The organism is Moorena sp. SIO1G6, from assembly GCF_010672795.1.
Lineage (GTDB): Bacteria > Cyanobacteriota > Cyanobacteriia > Cyanobacteriales > Coleofasciculaceae > Moorena > Moorena producens.
The window spans coordinates 289,696-311,379 of the sequence record NZ_JAAHFZ010000010.1; the positions used below are offsets into that span (position 1 = coordinate 289,696).

At 41.5% G+C, this 21,684-nt stretch carries 15 protein-coding genes; 8 read left to right on the top strand and 7 right to left on the bottom strand.

All coding sequences use genetic code 11. From position 1 onward, the window contains the following. Positions 1–81: 81 nt before the first annotated feature. The 7 genes from F6K63_RS12855 to psb32 all read left to right on the top strand — a co-directional run bounded on the left by F6K63_RS12855 (position 82) and on the right by psb32 (position 8,695). Positions 82–534, top strand: a complete 453-nt coding sequence (locus F6K63_RS12855; RefSeq protein ID WP_008187390.1) for a MerR family transcriptional regulator — start codon at positions 82–84, stop codon at positions 532–534. A 780-nt stretch (positions 535–1,314) separates the two neighbouring features. Continuing rightward, entirely contained in the window at positions 1,315–2,013 is a 699-nt protein-coding gene (locus tag F6K63_RS12860; protein WP_008187395.1) for a hypothetical protein, read from the top strand. Positions 2,014–2,027: 14 nt separating this feature from the next. Then, positions 2,028–2,642, top strand: a complete 615-nt coding sequence (locus tag F6K63_RS12865; RefSeq protein WP_008187397.1) for a hypothetical protein — start codon at positions 2,028–2,030, stop codon at positions 2,640–2,642. Then, positions 2,642–3,451 (top strand): hypothetical protein, encoded by an 810-nt coding sequence (locus F6K63_RS12870; protein WP_008187399.1) that lies wholly within the window; start codon positions 2,642–2,644, stop codon positions 3,449–3,451. Before F6K63_RS12865 ends, F6K63_RS12870 begins: the two co-directional genes overlap by 1 nt. Positions 3,452–4,247: 796 nt before the next feature. Further along, positions 4,248–4,700 carry a MerR family transcriptional regulator gene (locus F6K63_RS12875; RefSeq protein WP_271970043.1) on the top strand — a complete coding sequence of 151 codons (453 nt, stop codon included), beginning with the start codon at positions 4,248–4,250 and terminating at the stop codon, positions 4,698–4,700. A 259-nt stretch (positions 4,701–4,959) separates the two neighbouring features. After that, complete coding sequence (locus tag F6K63_RS12880) at positions 4,960–7,218, top strand: PBP1A family penicillin-binding protein (protein WP_287312306.1); 2,259 nt, start codon at positions 4,960–4,962, stop codon at positions 7,216–7,218. Positions 7,219–7,972: 754 nt separating this feature from the next. Beyond that, positions 7,973–8,695 carry a photosystem II repair protein Psb32 gene (gene psb32, locus F6K63_RS12885; protein ID WP_071103267.1) on the top strand — a complete coding sequence of 241 codons (723 nt, stop codon included), beginning with the start codon at positions 7,973–7,975 and terminating at the stop codon, positions 8,693–8,695. An 86-nt stretch (positions 8,696–8,781) separates the two neighbouring features. On the opposite strand, the gene F6K63_RS12890 is transcribed toward psb32, so the two are convergent. From F6K63_RS12890 to F6K63_RS12915, 6 genes are all read right to left on the bottom strand, one after another. After that, the gene (locus F6K63_RS12890; RefSeq protein ID WP_071103268.1) at positions 8,782–9,246 is read right to left on the bottom strand and encodes a GIY-YIG nuclease family protein; all 465 of its coding nucleotides are present in this window, start codon (positions 9,244–9,246) and stop codon (positions 8,782–8,784) included. Positions 9,247–9,461: 215 nt separating this feature from the next. Further along, positions 9,462–10,658: a GNAT family N-acetyltransferase gene (locus tag F6K63_RS12895; RefSeq protein ID WP_071103269.1), complete on the bottom strand. Its 1,197-nt coding sequence runs from the start codon at positions 10,656–10,658 to the stop codon at positions 9,462–9,464. Positions 10,659–11,244: 586 nt separating this feature from the next. Beyond that, positions 11,245–12,036 carry a GAF domain-containing protein gene (locus tag F6K63_RS12900; RefSeq protein ID WP_287312307.1) on the bottom strand — a complete coding sequence of 264 codons (792 nt, stop codon included), beginning with the start codon at positions 12,034–12,036 and terminating at the stop codon, positions 11,245–11,247. A gap of 277 nt (positions 12,037–12,313) precedes the next feature. Continuing rightward, complete coding sequence (locus F6K63_RS12905) at positions 12,314–14,497, bottom strand: DUF7125 family protein (protein WP_008187414.1); 2,184 nt, start codon at positions 14,495–14,497, stop codon at positions 12,314–12,316. Positions 14,498–14,556: 59 nt separating this feature from the next. Beyond that, positions 14,557–16,227: an ATPase domain-containing protein gene (locus F6K63_RS12910; protein ID WP_008187417.1), complete on the bottom strand. Its 1,671-nt coding sequence runs from the start codon at positions 16,225–16,227 to the stop codon at positions 14,557–14,559. After that, on the bottom strand, positions 16,224–16,712 hold the full coding sequence (locus F6K63_RS12915; RefSeq protein ID WP_008187418.1) for a hypothetical protein: 489 nt from the start codon (positions 16,710–16,712) through the stop codon (positions 16,224–16,226). The genes F6K63_RS12910 and F6K63_RS12915 overlap by 4 nt, the downstream gene beginning before the upstream one ends. A gap of 1,190 nt (positions 16,713–17,902) precedes the next feature. Between F6K63_RS12915 and F6K63_RS12920 the strand changes: the two genes are divergently transcribed. Then, the gene (locus F6K63_RS12920) at positions 17,903–19,075 is read left to right on the top strand and encodes a pyridoxal phosphate-dependent aminotransferase (protein ID WP_008187419.1); all 1,173 of its coding nucleotides are present in this window, start codon (positions 17,903–17,905) and stop codon (positions 19,073–19,075) included. Positions 19,076–19,947: 872 nt separating this feature from the next. Here F6K63_RS12920 and F6K63_RS12925 read toward each other — a convergent pair. Beyond that, on the bottom strand, positions 19,948–20,769 hold the full coding sequence (locus F6K63_RS12925) for a squalene/phytoene synthase family protein (RefSeq protein WP_008187421.1): 822 nt from the start codon (positions 20,767–20,769) through the stop codon (positions 19,948–19,950). Positions 20,770–21,684: the final 915 nt, after the last annotated feature.

Here is a 21,684-nt window from a genome sequence, read left to right on the forward strand (position 1 = left end):
GCTCCCTGCTCCCTCACATGGCCAATTTTTATTTTTTCTATTAAACTAGTATTATAGGAAGAGTTAAAAGAGACCCCACTCATGAACAAGTGCGTTGGAACTACTGAAGCAGCATCTCTATTAGGAATTTCTTCTCGACGATTGCGCCAACTTCTAGAGAAGGGTCGGGTGCGGGGTGCCTATAAAACTGGGAAATTCTGGATTATTCCCCTGTTCAACCATTTGCCACAAATTACCAAAGGTACTCGTGGACCGAAGGGGAAATGGCGCACTAGTCGTCCTCCCGCTCTAGCTAAGATTAATGTTAATCGCAATCACATAGGATCTAATATCAAGAAAAGCCCTCAAGACCGCAAGCCAGTGATTTCAGTAAAACGCAGTGGTAGCAATATCTACGGCAACGAAGTGGAAATCCTTGGTCCATGTAAGATTGTCTATAACCCAGATAATCCACTCGATTGTGGTGCTCGTTTGTGGATTGAAACCTTTAGTGATATTCACTTTGTGGGTGGTAGTTTTCCTGCTACTCGCTGAGGGGGTTAAGGGCTTGGTGACTATTCAAAATTATCAATTTAATTATTGGGCGTTCCAGCAGTTGAAGATTGATGATTAGCCTGTTTTATTTGCTCTAGAAACTCGGGGTATCAGTTTGCCATGAGTAATAAGTTGCGCCAGAAATACCTCCAGCATGATATCCAATATGGTTTAATAAATAGTTTTTGATGGCTGTAATAATATAATTTACTCGTTATTGAGTGTATTTTGAGCAAGCCATTGATGTCAGTAATAAGGAATATGAATTTTTACCTGGTAACATTCCTAGGTTCAAGCATATAAACAAACCGGCTGCGATCGCAAAAACCCTCACTCTCCCCCGCCCATTTCTTCCCTCACTACCAACCCCCTATGCTCCTACAGATAACATCAGTCTAAATCTCAAGCAACCAACTATATAGTTGTCATTTAATCCCTCATCCCCACTAGTTTCAAACTATTATAAGCAGGTGCACAAAATTAATTGCACATTTTACAAAAATCAAAGCCTTACAATGTAAGGGTTACAGAGATTCAGAGTAGGTAATTTATTTTGTGTAGGTGCTTATAGTGGTTACATGTGATCGCATTCCCACATCAGTTCCAGCGTTCCCCTAGTGCTCCTATTGGATAATTGCAAAACTCCTCTACTCTATGACTGAGTAGCAGGCATCGGGCATGCTCACAAAATTTATTAAATTTTATTGCGATATGTCAGTTATGAACATTTATAAAAAAATATTGTTATAAAATTAAACTAAAGAAGCTTCAATTACTCTTATGAAATGGGAATGGGATACAGAAGAATTAAATTATTTCAATGGAACTATACCTTGGTTTTTTGGTAAAAAGCTTGGAATTCTTGGTGTTGATGATAGTGGTAAATCAACTTTACGTAAACTTATGCTAGATTGTGAGTTGGTAAAAGATGTCAAACCTACATCAAAACGTGAACGACACCGAAGAGTAGTAATCAAAGAAAATAGAGCTAACAAAAAAATTGCCTTTTCTTATATTGATGATATTGCTGGAGACAGGAATAACTATAATGTTAAAAAAGAGGTTTTTAAAAAAGTAGAATATATTATTTATGTTGTCAGAAGTGAATATATTTTGGTGGTTGATCAGTTTGATAATTTTGTTAATAAATCAAAAAAACAACGATATATAGCTGCTATTAAGCATGATTTTAAACATTTTGATGATTGGGGAAAAAAAAATAATTTTATTATAGTAGGTAATTATTTTGGTGTTTTACCAGGAAAAGATATGGTGAACGTTAATCCAATAGAATGCGGAGTACCTAGTTTCTCAGATAGTGACTTCAGCAATTCGTATTTGAGAAATTTTAAAGATAGACTAAACACAGTTATCAATAATGCTCAAATTGTCAAAAACGCGGATTGGATTGTGGGTAGTCTTGTTTCAGGGAAATTGGCTAATCAATTAATCATAGATATACTTCAGAAGTTAATGTAAACCAGTTAATCAATATGATATCACTCTACTACTTTGTACCTAACTACCAAAAAGATACTTCAGATTTACTTGTTAAAGATACTCCTGGTATACTTGTAACAAACTTAAGAGAAATTAAACTATTTGATACTGAAGGTAAATTAGTTATGAATCGTATTGATAAATTAAAATTGTCTAACTTTAAAGTATTTAACAAAGAGAGGATTGATTTTTTTTACAGTAATTTTGAGTTTTATATTGAAACTGTTACTCAAGAATTTGATATTACCAATCGTCCTGCAATTATTGGTATTTATGGAAAAATTCCTGTTTTTAAAAATGGATATACAGTTCAAGACTGGCTATTTTATATTTCTAATAGAGTTGAAGAATTTTCAAAAAACCTTGATCGTACAATTTATGATTTACAGCTTAACACCATAAAAAAACAACTACTTGGTATATACTTACAAACAAAATGGAAAAGATTTGTATTTCCCATAATTCAATCTATTATTTTTTTACTTAATCCAATATTTATTGCTTGGTTAATCAGCTCATTTTTGAATACAACTAATCTCATTTTACCAAGTTGTATTATTTCTATAAGCAATGGTATATTGATTATTTTAAACGAGGAAGATTGGTAATGCCAGTTGGATATGAACCATACCCAAAAAAAATTCCTTCCGCAAACGAACGGCGAGTTATTATTGTTTTACCTGGCGATAAAATCGAACAGATCAGGAATGATAAAAACTATGATAAATTCTACCAATCAATTCAAACAAATGATCAAACTTGGCTAATGGATAACTTAATAGAAAACTATCAAGATCCAGAAACAATTAGTTTTTTGAAAAAGCTAGATCATGAGAATATTCTTGATAATGGAAATATTCTTGTTCAAAGTTCTGAAGATCCGATGAAATACTTTTTGGCAGATAAAGTTGAAAATAAGGTAGTTCTTCCCAAGTGGTATCACTATATAACAATCTGTAATTATTTAGGTGCTACAAGTATTGATTTAAAGATTACTGATGTTACGAATTTTGCAGAAGAGACTAATGTTAAAGCAAAGATTTTGGGTCTTATTTATAATTTATATTTAAGTGCAAAAATTTCTAGAGACAAGAAAAAGGAATTAGAAAATCATGCTAAAATGGAGCTTAAAAAGGAACCTCCTAATCTAGATCTTGTTAAAGAATATGTCAAGAAATACTCTTTAGAAAAAGACGCAGATATTAGCTTTATAATCAATAATCGCCAGTTCAATAAAGACTTAAAATTTAAACAAAATATAAATTTGTTTAGTCAAGTAGAAACAAGCCTGAATGTAGCAGCAAGTTTAGTAATACCGGAAAGTTTTACGCAGCTCAAAGCATCTTTAAAAAAATCAATTAAAGAAACTAGGAAATATACTGTCACTATAGCTTTAGATTTTGGCTATAAAAGCTAAAGCGATCGCACTCCATCCGGAACCCCGCCTCATCCGATCCATCCCCGACGGTGAAAATCCCTAACCTGCCAATCTCATTTCTGCGATTGACCTTTGGTCACTCTATGGAACGCATTCATGATATCTCCAATATCAGCAGCAGCTCGCGAACAGAAAATTCCAACTAATCAATACAGTTACCGGAATAGTTTTACTTCAGGGATTCAAACAATTGTCAGGAGCAGGTCACACAATAAAATGGGAGCGCATTTATATGTGATCCCATACAAGATTGACTGTAGGCTAGACTCTTCCGCTTGTTCCAAAGTTAGGATATTTGCGATCGCATTCCCGATTCTCGATTTCCTAACTATTCCGATATTGACGCAGTCGCTAATACTCGAAACCACACCACTTAACTTGACCCCCACCCTCTCCACACTTACCACACTTTAGCTGCTTTCATCCCTATTCCCTGTTCCCTCGCTCCAAAGTTAGGTTATTTGCGATCGCATTCCCGATTCCCCATTTTCTAACTATTCCGATATTGACGCAGTCGCTAATAGTGGAAACCACACCACTTCACTTTACCTCCACCCTTTACACACTTACCACACTTTAATCCCTACTCCCTTTCTTCTCGATTTCCTAACTATTCCGATATTGACGGAGTCGCTAATAGTGCAAACCACAGCACTTGACTTACTAGCCACCCTCTCCACACTTACCACACTTTAATCCCTACTCCCTCAAGTTGCCAATTTTTATTTTTGCTATTAAACTAGTGTTATAGGAAGAGTTAAAAAACACTCCAGTCATGAACAAGTGCGTTGGAACTACTGAAGCAGCATCTCTATTAGGAATTTCTTCTCGACGATTGCGCCAACTCCTAGAGAAGGGTCGGGTGCGCGGTGCTTATAAAACTGGGAAATTCTGGATTATTCCCTTGTTCAACCATTTGCCACAAATTACTAAAGGTACTCGTGGACCAAAGGGGAAATGGCGCACTAGTCGTCCACCGGCTCTAGCAAAGATTAATGTCAATCGTAATCACATTGGCTCGAATATCAAGAAAAGCCCCAAAGACCGCAAGCCAGTGATTTCAGTAAAACGCAGTGGTAGCAATATCTACGGCAACGAAGTGGAAATCCTAGGTCCTTGTAAGATTGTCTATAATCCAGATAATCCACTGGATTGTGGTGCTCGTTTGTGGATTGAAACCTTTAGTGATATTCACTTTGTGGGTGGTAGTTTTCCTGCTAGTCGTTGAGTCGGTAGCGTTGCTGAATCTTTGAATCAGTAGAGTGGGCATCCTGCCCGCCGGAGAATATTGGGCATCCTGCCCGCCGGAGAATATTGGGCATCCTGCCCGCCGGAGAATATATTGAAACTGGCAAGATGCCAGTTCCACCCAAGATGCCCATTCCACAAATATTGAAAATATTGATAATGGAACAGGGAAAAAGAGCTAATTGCTAGAGCGATTAGAATGGTTCAATAAGCACCCAAGCAATCGCTTATCGCTGACCATGAGTTCTCAACCACCCTCCAAACCCCCAAAGACCATACTTAGTCAGCTAACTCAGGTAGTACAGACCATTCATGCGAAGGTCAATCTTCAAGCAGTAGCACTAAAGCCTAATGCTAGAGTGCCGGAACTTTGGGTGCAAGATGCTAATACCAACAAATCCGATGTCTATCCCCTGGTTGGGGACCGTTACGTACTGGGGCGCAGTTCCAAATCCTGTGACATAATCGTTCGCAACCCAGTAGTCAGTCAAGTTCATCTCTCCCTAGAACGGTATGGTAGACGTGGCCGTAGGTTTATCATAAAAGACCAAAACTCTACCAATGGTATCTATCGTGGCAGACGCCGACTTTCTTCCTTGCTTCTGTATCACGGAGACACCCTGACCATCGGCCCACCAGAACTCGCTGCATCAGTTCAGCTACAGTACGTCTATCCTCCCCCCTGGTATATCCAAGGAATTCGTTACTTTCTCTATGGCATCGGTGGGATAATTGCCTTAGTGGTATTACTGATTGGATTTGAAACCCTGAAAGCACCATCAGTCAGACCATTGCCCGAGGGAGTCACAGGCCCTGTGATTGTTTACTCTCGTGACCAAATTCCCCTACGGCAACCCCGGACCGATGCTCACCGAGAACTTAGGAGGTTATCGGATTTTTCCCCATATTTGCCGAAAGCAGTGATTGCTTCAGAAGACAGCCGCTTTTACTGGCACTTCGGAGTAGACCCCTATGGGATTATGCGAGCTGTAGTGCGGAATCTTCAAGGGGGAGGTATTCGCGAAGGTGCTAGTACGATCACTCAGCAGGTAGCAAGAAGCCTATTTCCCGAGTATGTCGGTCGAGCCAATACCGCAGACCGGAAAGTGCGGGAAGCAATTATTGCCCTAAAGTTAGAGACAGTTTACAGTAAGGACGCGATCTTAAAGGCTTACTTAAACCGAGTTTACTTAGGTATAGAAGCATTTGGTTTTGAAGATGCTGCTCAGTTTTACTTCGACAAATCAGCAGCTAATGTGAATATCCAAGAAGCCGCTACTTTGGTAGCAAGTTTGCCAGCACCCAATAGCTATAACCCAATCCAAAATTATGATACCTCATTACAATTACGGAATCGGGTGATTGACCGCATGCACGCTTTGGGAATGATTGGTCGAGAGGAAGCCAATCGAGCTAGGCGATCGCGGATTGAAGTTAGCCCCAAAGCCCGAGAAATGCTTTCTAGCACCAAGGCACCCTATTTCTATAACTACGTTTTCCAGCAATTGAGGAGGTTACTGGGCAAAGAGTTGGCTAAGGAAGGTAATTTTATTGTAGAAACTACTGTAGATACTGAGTCTCAGGCCAAAGCTGAAGCTGCTCTACGGGACTATGTCAAGAACACTGGTAGCCGCTTAGGATTTTCCCAGGGAGCGATCGCAAGCCTGAATACCAGTAATGGCGAGATTCTAGCCATGGTTGGAGGAGCCGATTACCAAAAAAGCCAGTTTAATCGCGTTATCCAAGCCAAGCGTCAACCAGGCTCAACCTTTAAACTCTTTGCCTATGCTGCTGCCTTAGAAAAAGGGATTTCACCAACCGAAACCTACTCCTGCTCTGGGATTAAACGGATTAGACGTTGTGAGCGGTCTGGAGATGCTACTGAAATTGATATGTATGCTGGTTTGGCTCAATCGGAAAATGCGGTAGCGATCAGGGTAGCTCAAGATGCTGGTTTAGATAGAGTAGTACGGATGGCGCAACGGTTGGGTATTAGCTCAAAACTGGATCCTGTGTTTGGTTTAGCCTTAGGTCAAAGTGAAGTTAGTCTATTGGAAATGACTGGAGCCTATGGTGCGATCGCAAATCAAGGGATGTGGTATCGTCCCCATGGTATTGTCAGAATTCTCGACAGTAGTGATTGCACCGATAACCAAGACTACCAAACCTGTCGAGTAATCTACAACTTCGCTGATCAGCCAAATATCAGCAAGCAAGCGGTTTCACCAGCCGTAGCCAACACCATGACAGAAATGCTTCAGGGTGTAGTAACCAGTGGCACCGGTCGCAGTGCCCGGATTGGTCAAGGAGAAGGGGGAAAAACCGGTACTACTGATAAAAATGTAGACTTGTGGTTTATCGGTTTTATTCCCAAGCATCAGATCGTTACAGGGATTTGGTTCGGCAATGATAATAATTCTCCTACTAGTGGCAGTAGTAGCCAAGCTGCCCAGTTGTGGGGTAAATATATGGCTCAGGTGGTACCGAAAGAGAGTTGATACCGATACTTTTTAGCTACCAAAGTCTACCAATATCGACCCCTTTTCGAGGTTGAAAGTTATCGCTATCTTGACACTCCCTGGTCATTAGACGCGGGGATTCCTAGATCGACGAACCACCGTAAACCGACGTGTCCTCGGGAAGAGGCAGTACTTAACCAAGAATCCGTAGTAACCTACCAAATTCCCAGTCAATTCACGACAGACCTAGAGGGCAGTTCTCCTTAGGCGTTTGGGTACTTACTTGAGAGTGCCTTAAAAACTGTTTTCCTCCCTTTTACCATGTTCCGGTGTGCCCCACCGTACATTGAGGTACGACCCAAGGGAGATTTACTTGCCCTAGGAGGCGCGCACCGTGTTTTTTCAAAAGTGTTTTTTCTAGGTTCACACGCCAATTGTTGGTTGACGATTGGGTTTTTAAAGAGGACTTTCCCTACCCTCTGAGCATTACTACTTTATAGGCGGTCAGACATGGTTTCCTTCCAGCTGTCTATCACGGTTTTTCAGCCTGTACTCTATACTTAATTATACATGAATTGCGACGACGATACCGGAATTCCAGAAATATTTTTTCGCGGTGGCTAAAGCCACTATATAATAGTTAAATTTCCTAGACCTGACTGGTGACATGTTAGCAGTTTCACTAATTACCATTATCTTGCCGATAAATAAGATTAGGTTGATGGCCAGTTTCATAGTATTTTAGGGACAAGCCTATTTTGAGAGAGTCAACGTCTTTTTTGTCAGCTTTGTTATGAAACAGCTCCTCAACCAACTACAAAACCAACACAAATACATAAAATCCCTAATTATCCCTGTTTTAGCTATCCTGTTAGCAAGCGGAATAATTGCAGCACCAGCCAATGCCATCAATCTCTATCAAATGCCTAACATTAGCGCTGGAGAACCGACTTGGGTAATTGACAAGTCAGAAGTTCTCTCTCGCTTTACAGAAGGCAAGTTGACTCAATCCTTAGAGGATTTAGCGAAAGCAACGGGCAATCAAGTTAGACTTGTCACTGTCCATGGCCTAGATTATGGTGAAACAGCAGCAACCTTTGCCCAAGGGTTGTTTGAAAAATGGTATACTACTCCAGAGGAGCAAGCTAATCAAACCTTGATAGTGCTGAATACTGTGACCAATAACAGTGCTATCGTTACTGGCAATGCCGTTAAGGAAATTATGTCCGATGACATTGCTGAAAGTGTGGCTTCTGAAACCCTACAGGTACCGCTGCGGGATGGCAACAAGTATAATCAGGGTTTCTTAGATGTAAGCGATCGCATAGTAGCTGTCTTATCTGGTGAACCGGATCCTGGTCCTCCTGTAGTAGAAGAAGACATTAACATTGCTGGCAACTTTAAGAGTGCAGAAGAAACTAAAAACAGCAATGCTACCCTTTGGGTTGTGGTGATATTGATTGTTGCTACAGTTGTGCCGATGGTTACCTACTTTTTCTACCAAGGTTTTTCCTAAATAATCAGCTATCAGCTATCAGCTATCAGCTGATAGCGTAGCGTGTGCGTAGCACATAAGCTTACTACCAATTACCAATTACAAAATCAAAGAGATGAGATATATCTCATCACTTCTGGAGTCGCATCAAACCATTCCCCAGAAATCCTAAGATGTTGGAACTTCCTGTGAAAATCGGTTTCCATCTTAGCACTTCCTGGGATAATTTTTATTAGTTCTAAAGTCTTTACACTCTTAGTTTCAAGCCCTCTAATCTTACCATTGGGGTTGGTAGTGTAACCGATCCGAATCGCATTGCGTCCCTTGTCTAATATAAAGTAAAGCCTAGCTGGATTTTCTTCCTCAGGGCTGGATAGGCAGCTTTGTACTAAAGTCCCTGTGGCTTTGTGCAACCGAATAAAGGTTTGAGCGTCACTAGCGTATTCTGGAAGCTTAGAACGCTCTACAGCCATGGTCATATAAAGTAATGCAGCTGCGTGTCTTCCCTCCGACGCTTCATCGACAGCCAGGGCTAGCAGGTCATAGGGTGAGCATTGGCGAAAATTACTCATTATTGTTGTAGTTGGGCTGAGCAATACCTAATTTGTATGCTAGGAACTGGTTATAATAGCACACCTAATGACCTTATGTAAAGAGCTGATCTCAAGTCAGATCGGGGAAATCTGATCGCCTAGCGTGGCCATTCGCGTAGCGTGGCCAATAGGCCAAGGCCAATCTGTGCTTTGTGCAAAAGGCACGTTTATTCAAAATACTCCTCAACTGCTAATCAATCCGGAATCTGAAACTCAATCTCGCGCTTGGTAAAGGGCAAATCTTGATTAATAGCCTCAATTTCCTCAAATTCCATTAGGTTAACCTCATCGATATAGTTTTGAAAAATCCGGTCAAAGCGTTTATCGTAGAATCGATGAACACTATAGTTAGCCGTTGCTGGGAAACCACGACGCTTCTTGTGACGCCCACCAGCACCAGGGTCAAACATGGTGATGCCCTGGCCGATTGCCCACTCAATCGGTGCATAGTAACAGGCTTCAAAATGTAGGCAGTCAAATTCTTGAAAACAGCCCCAATAACGACCATACAAATGATTGCCCTTATTTATACAAAAGGACATTCCTACTGGTTTTTGGTCATCCTCCTCCCGATAAGCAGCAATTAGTACCACTCGCTGACGGTAGTTAGGATACAACTGTTTAAAAAACTGGCGCGTGAGATATTTGCTACCCCACATAAATTTATCGCAGGTGCTGCTGTAGAAGCTGTAGATTAAGGGAAACAAGGATTTTTGAATGTCATCCCCCGTTAAGATTTTCAGGGTCAGACCTGCTTTGGCTACAGCCTTACGTTCTCGTTTAATATTGCGGCGTTGATTGGCATTAAAGACCTTTAGGTAATCCTCAAAACTACTAAAGCCTTGGTTTTGCCAAATATAGCTGTGATGTAGCCAGCCCTTAAAACCATTGCGTTCAATTACTGGTCGCCAATCCGGGTCAACAAAGAGGAAGTGACAACCAGACAGATGATTGCGATCGCAAAAATTATCAATAGCACTTACCATGATTTGTGTCAACTGATCTTCATCTTCTCCCGGTGCCATCAAAAACCGATAGCCTACCGCTGGGGTAAATGGTGTCATACCCAACAACTTCGGATAGTAGGAAATGCCCAAGCGGTAGGACAAATCAGCCCACTGTTGGTCAAAGACAAACTCTCCGTAACTGTGACCTTTGACATACATAGGTGCAGCAGCAATCAGCTGTCTATCTCGCCACACCGTTAAGTGATTGGGCAACCAACCGGTTTTAGCAGTAGCACTGCCAGATGTTTCAATAGTATTCAACCACTCCCACTCCAGAAAAGGAGTCAAAAGGGGTTGGGCAAGGTCATCCCAAGCGGATTGGGGAATATCTGCCATGCGGTTGACCCAGATAACGGAATAGTCAAGCTTAGGTTGTTGAACCATTGGGGTAATCTAGGATTAGGGGAACTTGAGATTGGTAAAGTCTTAAGTCTGTTCGCGTAGCGTGGCCATTCGCGTAGCGTGGCCAATAGGCCAAGGCCAAGTTTGAAACAATTCCTTCGATCAATTCCTCAGAAACTGAAATGTTTGTTAGCTTGAGCCTTAACGTTTTTACCGTTTACTTCAAGTATTTAACTTCAACTTTTCTTTGATGATTCGAGGGAGTTATCAGACGAGATATGACCAGATATCCCGTCTCTTAGTTTAAGTTAAATTAACTTGACACCATAGGCACGCAAAGTACCTGCACCAAACCAGACCCCATCAGCGAGAGCCACTTGGTTTTCCAGATGGGCTAGAAAGGTTTGCAAATCTTCTGCATAACACATCTAGTCACAGACTTCAAACCCTGAAAGTCTTGATAGTCAAGGAAAATCCTTGGCAGATCTACTCGCATCCGATCAGGTCAACGGCAGTTTGCCCTGATCATCAAGTCAGCTCTGCTACAGACACCAGCCTCACAACGGCAGATATTGTCGAGCTATCCGGTAGTGATTAACCAACAAGGGAAAGTTTTGACTGATCACTATCAAGAGCCCAGTGAGCTGATAACCTTCAATTGTTCCTCACCAAAAGCGTCTGCTTCTGAACTAGCAATGGTAATTAGACCCTTGATTTTACGGTCATCAATCACTGGCACGCTCAGAAATGACCGCACTCCTGCCAAATCCAAACCCCCAGATACTATCCCCACTACCTGCCCATCATTTCCAATCACTGGTAAAGAAACCACGGCAACCCACAGGTTACTCTTCGCCCGAAAAACTGTTGATATATAGGTGCGTCCCTTGATAGCTTGTTGAAAATAGCGGCGATCGGAATAGTATTTATCAATTAAATCTAATTCCGGGGCTTCTGGGTAGCGATAAATCATCACCCCCTGACGATTGATTAGATTCCAGCCCGCCAATCCAGCCATCGCGTTTTGCATCAGGGTGCTCTCTCGTAGTGCTTGCCCTAAGGCAGCAACATTTAGCGATCGCGTTTCCGAACAAAATGCTAGAAAACTTAGAGTAACAAACAGTCGCTTCAGGTCATTTTGGGCTAAATAAGCCACGGTTTTTGGGGCATCAGTTTCCTGTGATGCCACTAACTCCATCTGAATTTGGTCTGGTTGGAGGTCTAGGTCAGTTAAGCTAGCCAAGGTAATCAGTGCCAAAGCTAGCAATTGCTCAGCCGCAGTAGTAGTTGACTGCTGACCTAGCACAATAAGCAACCGAGTCTTTTGCTCTTCTAGAAGAAGCATACCACAAATTGGTGGGTCAATAGTTGCCTTGATTTGGTCAAAGATTGTTTGCCACACCGGTTGGTTGCCTGTCATAATTTTTAAACATAAATGTTTTTATATTAAGGGGCAATGATAGTGTAAAGGCTATTTAGCATCAGAATCTAGACCGTATTTCTCAAACAAACTCATAAATATAAGACTAACGGCTGAGAATAGTTGATCAGTTCATAAATTTTGGTATTTTGCGCGCGTCTTTCTGGAGTGGTCGATAGCAAAAGTTTGTTCCGACACGCTGATTTCGCTAGATGTTATGGAAGCGTCGAGAGATTTTCTACTGTTTGGGAAATGAATCGTGATCGAGAATCGTTGATTAAGATGGGGTGCTCTCAATCACAATCCCGTTAGTGGGGGAGATACTGTAAGGGTAGGGACGCTGATCTGCCTTAGCGCCACGAATTTTACTAATTCGCAGCCAATTTTTGTAGCCAATGTCTGCTCCGTTATTCATTTCATCCCAGTCAGGTGAATAAAGGTCTATTACCAGATCATAAAGGTTCAGTAAATTGTAGCGATCGCTTTTTTCGATTCCGTCCTGAGCAAAAATATCTAACACTGCCACATCAGGCTGACGGAGTTGGCGATTTTTGCGGTAGACCAGCTTAATAAATTCTCTAGGGGTACAGCTGATTAGTAGAGGCGTGAGGGAGTCAAAGATTACTCGACAGGGTTTAGGCATTTGCTCGAGCTGTTGCGCAATCCTGAGCAAAAGCATCTCCGGGTCATTGAGATTCAGGTGTACAGAATTTGCTGGCAATGTCTCTACCATGGGACTAAAGGTATCGAGGATCACCAACTGCCCTGCTTCCAGGTAGGGGTCAGGGAGTAATCCCCAACTTGGGAGGGTTTGATAAACTTGCTGCCTAGGAATATCGGCACTAATATATAGCACTGATTCTTGGCGATGCAAGCCTGAGAGCAAAAACTGATAGGCTAGGGTACTCTTACCCAGTCCGGGAGCGCCCTCCACCAAGCAAGCGGTGTTATAGGGGATTTTGCCTGGGAGCAATTGTTGCAGTGACCCAAACACTAAATAGGTCGTATCCCCAAGAAATTTTAATGATTCGGTGGTTGAGGGGGGGGATATTTGGCTGGGACTGTAAAATATCTCAATACCGTTTTCTGTGATTGCCATGGGGTGAGAACCACAGACATGGTCAGATGCTCGCATTTTAAACACTTCTAGATAGCGATCGCGTCTACGACCAACCAGTTCTTTTGATAGCACAATCATGCCATCGACAATGGTTTCTTCCACACCAAAGCTGGATAGGTGTCCAGTTTCATGAGCAGGGATACCTGAGATCAAGATACCCACTCCACCGATTTGTTGCATCAGGGTTGCCAATTGGAAGGTCTTTTCTCGCTGGATGGCTCGGTTATTGACTTTGTAGAGCAAGACTGATATTGAATCCACCACAAAACGTTGAGGCTGGAAGGAGGCGATTTCCTGAGCAATTTGATCTAGGTGTTCTTCAACCCGGATGTTAGTTTGGGTAACAAAGACAATGCGCAGCATTTCCTGTTGAATCAGAAGTTCTAAGTCCCAACCAAAACCGGCTGCCATCTGGGACAGATGAGAGGGGGTTTCCTCAAAAGAAAAGAGCAAACCTTTTTCCCCTCGGTCAACTCCAGCCATGAGAAACTGTAGGCCAAAGGTAGTTTTACCAGTGCCAGCAACTCCCGAGAGGATGATTGAACGACCGTAGGGGATACCTCCCCGCAACAGTTTATCCAAACCCGGAATTCCCATCACCATAAGCCCTGCTGGCACTGACCAACTCACCGACTTTTGCCTGAGGGTTAGGGTAGGGCTGAGAATCCGCACCCCCACATTAGTGATCACAAACGGAAATGGTTCCATATAGGGTGCCAGACCCCGTAATTTATGAACCTGTAACCAACGGCGTTGCTCCCCTGCCTCCTCATGGGTCGAAAGGTAAATAATGCCATCAGCCAAAGCAAATTCTGCACTGTTGCTAATCTGGGAGCGATCGGATTCACTCACTAAAAAAGTAGTGCAACGAGCACTGGCGAGGCGAACCGATAGTTCGTAGCAAAAACGGCGGAATTCACCACTTTTTTCGGTCAGGTCAGCAATGGCCTTAAAAGAGTCAATAACTATAACTTCTGCTTGATGTTGATTGACCAAACCCACTATATGATCCGCCAACCTAGGCATCGGTTGTTCAATTAAGAATGAACCGAGATCACTATAGATCACCTGCTCACCAAATACTTGAGCATCGAAGAATTGGAAGTGCTGCATATAACGCACCACCTTGAGGGTTGGCTCGGAAAGGGTACTGAGATAAAGAGCTCTCTTATGGGGTTGGTTCTTGATAGTGTTAAACAGAATCTGCTGCACCAAAATGGTTTTGCCAGTGCCAGGAGCCCCTGCCAAGATATTCAATGAGTAGATGGGAAAGCCACCGCCCAAAACGGCATCCAGATTTGGCACTCCTGTGGACATTAATTTGATTGTGGGCTTAGTCATTAGCCATTAGTGATTAGTCATTAGTGGTAATTTAACTAATAATCAATCCAAATAATCAATCAAATCGTAGCTTTGTAATAGGTTGTATTCTGATGTTCCCAGGTAATTACCATACCCTGCTGCTTGAGATTCTCTAACTCATGGAGCAAGTCTTGAGGGCTGAATCCAGTGCGATTGGCTAATTCATTGATGTCCATCTCCTCCACCCCCTGCAAGATTTTCATGATATTACGACTCTGGTTAAGCAACTCCTTAAAGCCATTGTCATTCGAGTAAGTATTATTAAAGACAGGCATTCCAGTCAGCACACCAGTTTGAGCTTGAATCACCTCGTCGATGCGAATTCCATCTGAGGTAATTTCAAAAAACCGGATTTCTTTGCTGTGGGGCGCTCCCCTGACCTTCATAATGTTTATGGCTCGTCCAATGCGACCGGATAGTTCTACATAGCGCAAGAGGATAACATTATCCACCACAAAGGATACGCCATGTTCACTCAACTGAAACGGTCCGAATAGCTCCCCAATTTCGTTGGTTACTATGGTGGTCACACCTTGAAGTTTAAACTGGTTCACTAAGGAGTAAATATAGTCTTTGTAGCGAACCTTATTTGGGGTGGCAATCTCAATATCCTTGAGAGAATCAAGCATAATCCGGCGAGCCTTAACCCTTTCTACAACAGCTTTAACTTTAGCAGCATGGATATCCGGCTGTAGTTCTACGGGAGAATCATACAGATGCACTAGCATTCGCTGCTTTTCCATGGCCTCTAAATCCCAACCTAAGGACAGGGCAATGGCTTTGAGCTGTTGGGGATTTTCTTGAAAGGTAACAATTACTCCAGGCTCCCCTTGGAGAATTCCAGCCACAATGAAGTGAAGTCCCATCAAGGTTTTACCAGTGCCTGCGCCTCCAGCAACCATAGTTGCCGTGCTATGCTGCAATCCCCCATCTAACATCCTATCCAGTTCAGGGATGCCAGTGGAAAGTTTTTGTTGGCTGGTCTTCTGCTTCGATGATAAGTTTTTCAGCATCTTAATCCGGGGATAGACTTCTATGCCAGTCTGACTGATTTCAAAGGGATGCAAGCCGGTAAAATAATTTTCCCCTCTGAGTTTGAGCACATCTAAATAACGCTGGTAGTGTAACCCCAGAGGCTGATTTTGCAGACGAATAATCCCATCGGCGATGGCAAAGATGGGTTGATGTTTAATTTCTTCGTCAGTGTATTCCCCTACTAAAAAAGCTGTTACTCCCCAAGTAGTCAGACGCACTGAGAGGTCGTAGCCAAACTTACGTACTTCTACGGGATCCGTTGCCAAATCATGAATAGCTTTAAAGCTATCAATGCCGATCAGCCCAGGTCGGTACTCCTTTACGTAATTAATAATGGCAGCGATCGCTTCTGTTAGACCCTGCTCTCGGATAATCTCGCCGATGTCGAGATAAATTACCGCAGTACCTACCTTACTGGGGTCAAAAAAATCAAACTTTTGTAGGTAGTGCAGTAATTTTACTGAAGGTTCCGATAGGGTAACGAGATAAAGGGCTTTGTGCTGTGTACTAGCATTGGTGTATAGTATTTGCTGGGTAAAGATTGTCTTACCAGATCCGGGTGGCCCAGTGATGATGTTAATGGACAATTCCGGAATACCACCAGCCAGAATCGAGTCTAGACCAGGAATACTAGTAGGCAGTTTACCTAAGGGCTTTGTCCGAGGCCTGATCATATAAGTTTTTTCCCTTCAATTTCCTTGAGTAATTGTCTGACTAGAATGTCGCCCGTCAAGATGGCTAGAATATCGATTAACGTTGTGACTAACTCTTTGAGGGCCTCAGGAATTAGTAACCGTTGTTCTGGTGAAACCTTTTGGCGAAACACCTCAAACGAAATTCCCTCGGCACTCGATTCTAAATAGCCAATCAGGGGATATTTTTCCGTTGTCAAAGCTAGAGCTCTTTCCATAATCGACACTACTGTCACTCTACCTAAGGTCGGCATAATCCGGCTCCAGATCGTGGTGAGCAAATCTTCGTAAATGTCGATAACTTCTTCTTTACGGGCCTCGGTCTTCGCCTGGTCAACTTGCTCCTGGACTTGCTGTTGAAGTAGTTGTGGCGATCGCATCTCCATTTCTCTATCAGGATCGCTCATAGCATTATCCTCAAATTTTCGTTCCCACTTAAGGTTAAGAAAACTATTAGTTGTAGTCATGGGTATCTATGGATAATTCCCAATGTATCCCATCAATTTACAAAGCTTATTCTACTTTTTAATTTAATGGATTTGGTTATATATTTTTTTAAATTTTGTTAATTTTATTTTTAATTTTGAATTAAAAATAACGAAACTTATTTTATTAAAATAAGTTTTATTAACAAATAATAGGGTTTATCATAGCTATGAGGTACACATAATTTTTTACCTTTTCCCTCTTACCTGCTAGTTGCTAACAAGTTGCTGCCCCCTAAAACTCAGGAATCTGTACCTCATCTAAATAAGAATTGCTATAAACACAGGCTTTAAAGACAGGGCAAACGCATCTCACTTAGATTGACAAATAAGCAAGAGTGTGATATAATAACCAGGTTAAGTTGATCAACAAATATAAAATAATGAATTCATGACTAATTTTTAAGAACTCGTTGGCGTGTCTGACAAATGAAAAACGGCGTGTTGATGCAATAGCCACTCGCTATTTCATCAACACGCTGATTATATTTTGGTTGTAAAAGCTAATCAAAAACTTCTTTATTAAGAAGTAAAAAATTGGTTTAATTCAGCAATATAATATGAATTGATATTAAACTAATATAGTTATGATAATCAAATATAATAACTAAAACTAAAAATATATATAATTAATGTCAATGTGTATAGTTAACTGTATGCTAACACCCAATAATTCTAGTAAATTGATTTTACTTATTTAAAAATTTCAACTATTCGATTTATAATCGAATAGTCTGCTCAATGCAATACCAGGGTAAGCGCAAGAAAAAATTGCCCATAATGTGCATTGGCTGGATATCGGTTGATCGTGGCTCGAAACCCCTATAATCTCGTAGAACTGTACTCGCAATAGAGTTAAGTTGTTGAGAATGACGCGGTCTTTTTCGAGGGTAAGCCACGGTTTATTGATTCTTGCGCTTACCCTGAATGCAATACCAATCAAATTAAGTCATAATCAGGACTATCTTTGGGAATATCCTGTAATAGTTAAAATTCAAAAATATATATTTTATAAAACTTGCTTAAGTTAGATGCGTTTACCCTGCCTTTAAGGATAGCAATACAATACTGAACTAAACCAATCAAAAAATTCAGTTGTTTTTATCTCGATTAACTGCTGAGATTAGCTAGTATAAACCACGGGTGCGTTCACTCAAAAACAAAAAGAAACTATGAAAAACCTAAGCTCCCGCATGCAGGCGGTGCAGTTGCCAGTCATTCCGATGGTTGCGGAACTGATCCGTAAATATCCTGAGACCATATCCTTAGGACAGGGGGTGGTCTATTATGATCCCCCCCCAGAGGCAATGGCAATGTTGCGTGAATTCTACAGCTTACCAGACAATCATAAGTACAAACCCGTACATGGAATTGCGGCCTTGCGAGAGGCAATTGAGGCAAAACTGCAAAGTGATAACGACATTGAGATCAACTCCGCCAACCGCATCGTTGTCACCGCAGGAAGCAACATGGCGTTCATGAACGCGATTCTAGCAATTACCACTCCTGGGGACGAGATTATTCTTCAAACGCCTTACTATTTCAACCACGAAATGGCGATTCAGATGGCTAGCTGTCATCCAGTGCTGGTGGCAACCGATGAAAATTACCAGCTACGTCCGTCCGCGATCGCACAGGCTATTACCGACAGAACCAAGGCAGTAGTTACCATATCACCTAATAATCCTACTGGGGCGGTATATTCCGAAGAGGCATTGCGTCAGGTAAATCAACTCTGTGGGGATCACGGAATTTACCACATCAGTGATGAAGCTTATGAGTACTTTACTTACAACGGGGTGAAACACTTTTCCCCTGGTGCCTTTCCCGAAAGTAGTCAACACACTATTTCTCTCTACAGCCTCTCCAAAGCCTACGGTTTTGCCAGTTGGCGGATTGGCTACATGATTATTCCAGAACACTTGTTTGAAGCAATTCAAAAGGTTCAGGATACAATCCTAATTTGTCCCCCAGTCATTTCTCAGTATGCGGCTTTAGGGGCATTGAATACTCGAAAAGATTACTGTCAACCTCATATTAATGCGATCGCGTCTGTACGACAGGTGGTATTGAACTCCCTGAAACGTCTAGAGGGTTTGTGTACCATTGGTTCTGCGGATGGAGCGTTCTATGTTTTCCTAAAAGTGGATACTCAGTTGGATGCTTTTGAGTTGGTAGAGAGACTGATTCGGGAACATCGGGCAGCTGTGATGCCAGGTAGCGCCTTTGGTATTGAGGACGGGTGTTACCTCAGGCTTGCTTATGGTGCTTTGCAAAAAGAAACTGTAGCAGAGGGTATTGAAAGATTCGTTGCGGGTCTTAACGAAATTTTACAAAAAGTTTGACCCAAGGGCAGGAGATGCAAAAAATATTTTGTATAAAAATTGACTCACAAATTGCCTACAAGGGGTGAGGTATCAGACCAGTTTTTTTTCTAGTGAACCCACCAAGCAGGGGTGGGTTCATAATACATGCTATTGAGACTGATGTCATCTAAACCTGCTTACTGGCTTGGTTTTGGCAAAGTCTGGTTAGGCGTTATTGATGCTTCTGTCTGGCAGAATCCACCATAACACCGGAGACAAAATCATACAGGAAATAGAAAAAATCAACACCAGTAATAGAACTTGGCTCAGTTCGCTATCCATAGGTCTTACCTCTTTACTATCGACTCAGGCTTTTTAAAGCCTCTAGATTTATACTTCAATCTGAGTTAAGTGTATTCCGGATAACAAATTCTGGGTAGTTCTTATGGTAAAGATTTGTCTACTCTGGTGATACTTATAGTTAACTTATAATAAGTTTTATTGCAAAGTCGCTGAAAGTAAAGAAATATCATCCCAAATACAGTTGACTAATTATCATTACCTTCTCAGGTAATCGGTAATTGGTCATGGGTAATTGACGGTTACCAACTCAACAAATTAGTGTTGAACATCTAATTACTAGAGTCAAACTCTTTAGAGTAATTTAATAAAGTCAACCTTTCTTAAATTAATAGATACAAAGCTGTAATTTTGGAGGTTTATCAACAGTAAATAACTCAACACCATATCTTTCCTTAGATACGATCGACTTTTCACCGATTGGCTTATTCTTGCTCAAAGCAATTTTCAATAGTGTTTTAGCACTTTCCTCCAGATGTCTATTGAAGAAGTTTGGTATTTTGTGCATCACAACAATGCAATGCTTTCGTCCTGAACATTACGATTTAGCACTACCTCGCACTCAACTTATCAACAATACCAATCACTGCCTCACGACTCAGTTTAGCTTGTCCGAGAGCTAAAACATCAAGTGTTGCATGAGCCAAAGCAAGAGGAATTTGACAAAAATTTCTAGCTGGACCTTTGGGAAGATCGTTAGTATAGGCATCAGCTAAAGAAAGATTTATACGGGCATACCTTTGCATAGTTTCTGAACTCCATCCCTGAGGAAAGAAATCCACGTGACGTGTCAAATCATCAGTTCGATTACGTAGAATGTTAACTGCCTGTAAGCCTCGACCAAAACCAATTGCCTGGTGACGATTTGTTTGGGTTCCATCATACCAAGCCCACAAATCAGAAAGTAATAATCCTACAGAACCAGCAACGCTGAAAGTATAGCCATTCAAATCACCCTCTGTACGAATCTTCCAACCGCACTCAACCCAGTAAGCCATTCTATCTGCCATTGCTGAAGTTGCTTCCCAAATTCGAGGTGCAATGGTTTCTGGTGCTAGAATTGCCCATTCACCAATACGAGTTGTTACCTCTGGAAGTGTTTCGTATTTACTTAAAACTGCAAGAAGTTCATCAGTAGTAGAACTAGCAGTATAGCTGTCGCCCATTGTTTGTAGGTTTAAGCTAATTGTTCTTAACAGCGCTGCTTTGGTAGACTTACCAAGTTGAGGATGATCTTCAATTTCATCAATTGCACGCATGCATAAGTAGGCAGAAGCGACAGCTTCTTGAAGGTCTTTGGGGAGAGTACTAATTGGAATATAAAAAGTCCGACTAGTCTCTTTGAGAATCTCTAAGCTACCTTTATAGGTCATCTTTACCAATCCATATTCGATATGGGGCAAATTTGAACAAGTTTTTTGGATGTGACTGAAATTTCAAGATATTATACCACTGTTATTTTGGATTTTATCCAGAATGTTGAATTTTGATACAAAATTTTACAAATTTAACGTAAGTTGCTAGTTACCGCTGTGGAATAGAAACGATAAAAATGCGCAACCTTATGCCAGTTAACTGGTTAAAAAAGCTATAGCGCTGGTTCAGGTGGAATAGGGAATAGCGCTATAGCTTTTTTAGATTAATCCACCCTGCGCGCCTCCTAGGGCGAGTAAATCCCCCTTGGGAGCATGTCACAAATGCCTAACATTTGTACGCTTATCTGGGTAATGGGTAATAGGTAATGGGTAATAGGTAATGGGTAATAGGTAATAGGGGGAGCATGTCAGAAATGCCGAATATTTTTACCATTACTATAGCCCCCGGGTAAAAGCCAAGCTCTAATGGTACATAGTTGATCTGTTCTGCAACTAAGACCGGCTCAATAACAGAATTTTTGGTGTTTTGTCAAGTAGTTCATTTGTTCGGCAAATTTGACCTGCTCCCATCCCCCTTGGGTCGCACCGCTATGTTTACATCTAAAATCAAAATGCTACATAGCATTTCCAAATAGAACATGAAACCAAATTTTGATTGCTCATAACATCAAAAAATACTTGTATTTCTTTCCTACTGATCCGAAGTTACCTTTATCCATCAATCGTAATTTCACATATCGTTTAAAAACGCTATAGATAATATCTCTTCAGGTTGACTGGGTTGTCTGGGGGGGCGACATGAGAGCTAAAAAGTAGACTGTATAAGCTTCATAGCTCTCATACCTCGTAAATAATGATCGAGCTTATGACGACTTAAATGCATCAAATTTTCAACTAATCCCCAACATTTAT

What these genes read in the sequence shown, in the direction of transcription:
- F6K63_RS12875 (WP_271970043.1), top strand. Translation starts at nt 4,248, where the DNA reads ATGAACAAGTGCGTTGGAACTACTGAAGCAGCATCTCTATTAGGAATT.
- F6K63_RS12905 (WP_008187414.1), bottom strand. Translation starts at nt 14,497, where the DNA reads ATGACTAAGCCCACAATCAAATTAATGTCCACAGGAGTGCCAAATCTG.
- F6K63_RS12915 (WP_008187418.1), bottom strand. Translation starts at nt 16,712, where the DNA reads ATGACTACAACTAATAGTTTTCTTAACCTTAAGTGGGAACGAAAATTT.
- F6K63_RS12890 (WP_071103268.1), bottom strand. Translation starts at nt 9,246, where the DNA reads ATGAGTAATTTTCGCCAATGCTCACCCTATGACCTGCTAGCCCTGGCT.
- F6K63_RS12860 (WP_008187395.1), top strand. Translation starts at nt 1,315, where the DNA reads ATGAAATGGGAATGGGATACAGAAGAATTAAATTATTTCAATGGAACT.
- F6K63_RS12920 (WP_008187419.1), top strand. Translation starts at nt 17,903, where the DNA reads ATGAAAAACCTAAGCTCCCGCATGCAGGCGGTGCAGTTGCCAGTCATT.
- F6K63_RS12895 (WP_071103269.1), bottom strand. Translation starts at nt 10,658, where the DNA reads ATGGTTCAACAACCTAAGCTTGACTATTCCGTTATCTGGGTCAACCGC.
- F6K63_RS12900 (WP_287312307.1), bottom strand. Translation starts at nt 12,036, where the DNA reads ATGACAGGCAACCAACCGGTGTGGCAAACAATCTTTGACCAAATCAAG.
- F6K63_RS12870 (WP_008187399.1), top strand. Translation starts at nt 2,642, where the DNA reads ATGCCAGTTGGATATGAACCATACCCAAAAAAAATTCCTTCCGCAAAC.
- F6K63_RS12865 (WP_008187397.1), top strand. Translation starts at nt 2,028, where the DNA reads ATGATATCACTCTACTACTTTGTACCTAACTACCAAAAAGATACTTCA.
- psb32 (WP_071103267.1), top strand. Translation starts at nt 7,973, where the DNA reads ATGAAACAGCTCCTCAACCAACTACAAAACCAACACAAATACATAAAA.
- F6K63_RS12880 (WP_287312306.1), top strand. Translation starts at nt 4,960, where the DNA reads ATGAGTTCTCAACCACCCTCCAAACCCCCAAAGACCATACTTAGTCAG.
- F6K63_RS12910 (WP_008187417.1), bottom strand. Translation starts at nt 16,227, where the DNA reads ATGATCAGGCCTCGGACAAAGCCCTTAGGTAAACTGCCTACTAGTATT.
- F6K63_RS12925 (WP_008187421.1), bottom strand. Translation starts at nt 20,769, where the DNA reads ATGACCTATAAAGGTAGCTTAGAGATTCTCAAAGAGACTAGTCGGACT.
- F6K63_RS12855 (WP_008187390.1), top strand. Translation starts at nt 82, where the DNA reads ATGAACAAGTGCGTTGGAACTACTGAAGCAGCATCTCTATTAGGAATT.